Source organism: Parasynechococcus sp., assembly GCF_042954245.1.
Taxonomy (GTDB): Bacteria; Cyanobacteriota; Cyanobacteriia; order PCC-6307; family Cyanobiaceae; genus Parasynechococcus.
The window spans coordinates 1-2797 of sequence record NZ_JBGKDP010000153.1 but is presented as its reverse complement, the minus strand read 5'-3'; the positions used below and the strand labels follow the sequence as shown (position 1 = coordinate 2797).

Sequence of the window (2797 nt, the reverse complement as noted above, 5' to 3'; positions counted from 1 at the left end):
CAGAACCGGGCACACGGAAGTGGTGCGCGTGGTGTGGAGCCCCCCCGCTCTGGACTTCAGCGACCTGCTGAAACTGTTCTGGGAGTGCCACGACCCCACCCAGGGCAACCGGCAGGGCAACGACACCGGCAGCCAATACCGATCAGCCATCTACACGTTCAATCCGGAGCATCTACAACTGGCCCTGGCCAGCCGGAACACCTATCAAGCCGCCCTCTCAGCCAAGGGCTATGGTCCCATCACCACCGAAATTCTGGCGGACCAAACCTTCTATTTCGCCGAGGACTATCACCAGCAGTACCTCGCCAAGCCCGGCAGCCGCCCCTACTGTTCAGCGATGCCAACCCAGACTCTGCTTGGTGAATTCGAAGGATCGAACTACAAACTCCCGAAGCAGGTCTGGGACAAGTACGACTGGTCCGTCAGCCACTGCGTGCTTCGATCCGACAACAGCCCAATTGCTCTGGGCTGATTCGGCCAGGATGGGGAAGTCCCTGAACCATGTCATGCCCGAGCTTTGGTCTGATCGGCAAGTGATCTTGGGCATCGCCCTCACCTTGATCCTGGTTCTGGTCCTGATCCTCGGCAGTGTCTCCGTCAACCGAGAGAAGCAGGCTCCGATGCTTTGGCGGGAGACGCCTCCACCCAAAACAACACCATTGGCAATCTGACCACCAGCCAACTGGCACACCTCCCCTTGGTGCGATCGTGGGTGGAGAAGGACCCCTCCGTTCTGCGGTGAGTGAACGGCCTGATCCATCCGAGCAGCGACAACTGCATCCCCTGCCGAGGGGGCTGGTGGAGCTTTATGGCTTAATCGCCGTTCTGGTGGTGCTCATCCCCGAATGGCTGGCGGATGGAACCCTGAATCTGGGCCAGGCCAAAGGCCCTGCCTCACTCCCGATGCGGTCGAGAGCCTGGCGCACCCTGCCCGAGCTGCGTTTGGCGGCGATGACCCTGGCTGAGCTTCGTCAGGCCGCAGCAGAACTGCGGATGTACCACTACGGATCCGCAACGAGAGACCAGCTCACCACTCGGTTGCTCAGGCGACTCAGACGCCGGGATGCACTGTGATAACTTAAATCTGACGGGGCGTGGCGCAGCTTGGTAGCGCACCACTTTGGGGTAGTGGGGGTCGTGGGTTCAAATCCCGCCGCTCCGATTCAACCGTTTTGTTTCCCCACCTGAACATCAACACTTCAGGGTTTGAGCCAGCAATTACGCCGGCTCTTTTTTTATGCGTTCATCGGCGGCCGGTGCCGGTCACCACCAGATGCCTGGATGCATCAATCTGAAGCCAGCCTTCATCTCGCAACTGACCCAACCGCGGGTCACGGTCACCCGTGTGGTGCTGAGGGCGCTGGCATCTCCTGATGGGTCAGGCGAAGGTTGAGTCGCAACCCGGCCTCACAGAGTTCGCCAAAGTCCTTGGCGAGCAGCTCCAGGAAGCCCCGGATCCTTTCTTCAACGCGCCGCAGCCCCAGCAGGGCCAGGAGCGACTCCGCCTGGCGGTAGCGGGCGGCCATGGCCTTGGCCAAGCCGAGCGCCAACTAAGGAGAGTGCTCCAGCTCCGCCAGATTGCAGCAGAGCAGATCGCAATCGGTGAGCGCTACAACCTCGTAGGCCTCCACATTGGTGAATGCCGCACCAAAGGGTTCATTGGGACCCACAAGGCTAAGCACCAGTTCATCGCCATGCACTGACAGCGCCCCTAGCTTCACCATACCGCGAACCACAAACCAAACGCTGCTCTTCAGCAGAGGAACGAAACTTCCCGAGATGACACGAACAACATTGCGATTATTGTAGCTGCTTTCAAAAACGCCTTGAAACCGAAAGCTATTGAACTCAGATCAACGGAAGGAGTGGCAAGCATTTGGAATGCTATGAATCCAGGAAAACTGTATTGAGGACAACATCGATTCCCAACAAAGAACCGGGAGAGATTGGGTTAAGAAGGCTCTAACGTTGATCACAATTCCAATCATTCAGCGCATAAAAAAAGGCCCCGAGGGGCCTTCGATGTTTGGTTTCTAAAACCAATCAAGCCAAGATGACTGACCGATCTTTTTCACAGCGGCCTTGGACTTGGCCAGGATGTCGCCCTTGAGGGGAACGAATCCCAGGGAAGGAGCTTTGTTCTGAGCGGCATGGCTCAGCATGTAGTTAAAGGCTTCCTGAACAACTTTGGCGCGGGGGCCGTTTCCGTTCCCATACGCCAGAACCCAGGTGAGGGTTGCGATGGGGTAAGCGCCTTTGGCAGCGGGGTTGGGGTTCTTGCTAGCCAAATCTTTATCCAGGCTGATGCCGTGGAGGGCTTTTGCACCTGCAGCAACAGAGGGCTTGAGGAACTCACCAGACTTGTTCTGAAGAGCAGCGGCTACCACCTTGCCCTTGATGTATGACTAATTCACATAATCAATAGCGCCTTCACGGTTCTGGATCAGGCCAGCCACACCGGAGTTACCTTTAGTGCCAACGCCAGCGGGCCACTTCACCGATTTACCGGTGCCGAGGGTCCAAGTCTTGGAAAAGGCCTGCATGGAGTTGGTGAAGACCTTGGTAGTACCAGAGCCATCAGAGCGGTGCACCCAGGTGAGGGTGCCGGGCTTGCAGCCGAGCTCCTTCCAATCCTTGATCTTGCCCATGGCAACCTTCACGGCCTGCTCCTGGGTGAGCTTGAGGTTGCAGCCGGGCTTGTTGTAGCCGAAGGCGATGGTGCCACCCACCATCGGGATCTGAACCACACCGCGGCTGACCTTGGCCATGTCCTTCTTCTTCATCGGGTCATCCGATG

Annotated in this window: 5 protein-coding genes, 1 tRNA gene and 1 pseudogene; 4 read left to right on the top strand and 3 right to left on the bottom strand. The window is 57.8% G+C overall.

Annotated features, from left to right (window positions below; genetic code table 11):
• The 4 genes from msrA to ACGVJ8_RS06835 all read left to right on the top strand — a co-directional run.
• Positions 1 to 472: peptide-methionine (S)-S-oxide reductase MsrA (gene msrA, locus ACGVJ8_RS06850; RefSeq protein WP_392346645.1), on the top strand; the 472-nt coding region annotated here is incomplete at its 5' end.
• Between the two features lie 34 nt (positions 473 to 506).
• On the top strand, positions 507 to 671 hold the full coding sequence (locus ACGVJ8_RS06845; RefSeq protein ID WP_392346643.1) for a hypothetical protein: 165 nt from the start codon (positions 507 to 509) through the stop codon (positions 669 to 671).
• Between the two features lie 67 nt (positions 672 to 738).
• On the top strand, positions 739 to 1074 hold the full coding sequence (locus ACGVJ8_RS06840; RefSeq protein WP_392346641.1) for a hypothetical protein: 336 nt from the start codon (positions 739 to 741) through the stop codon (positions 1072 to 1074).
• A 14-nt stretch (positions 1075 to 1088) separates the two neighbouring features.
• Positions 1089 to 1162: transfer RNA gene (locus ACGVJ8_RS06835), tRNA-Pro, on the top strand.
• A 175-nt stretch (positions 1163 to 1337) separates the two neighbouring features.
• Here ACGVJ8_RS06835 and ACGVJ8_RS06830 read toward each other — a convergent pair.
• From ACGVJ8_RS06830 to ACGVJ8_RS06820, 3 genes and pseudogenes are all read right to left on the bottom strand, one after another.
• Complete coding sequence (locus ACGVJ8_RS06830; RefSeq protein ID WP_392346639.1) at positions 1338 to 1550, bottom strand: hypothetical protein; 213 nt, start codon at positions 1548 to 1550, stop codon at positions 1338 to 1340.
• Positions 1551 to 1736, bottom strand: a complete 186-nt coding sequence (locus ACGVJ8_RS06825) for a hypothetical protein (RefSeq protein WP_392346637.1) — start codon at positions 1734 to 1736, stop codon at positions 1551 to 1553. It abuts the gene before it with no gap.
• A 297-nt stretch (positions 1737 to 2033) separates the two neighbouring features.
• Positions 2034 to 2797: pseudogene (locus ACGVJ8_RS06820) on the bottom strand (substrate-binding domain-containing protein); the annotation flags it as partial.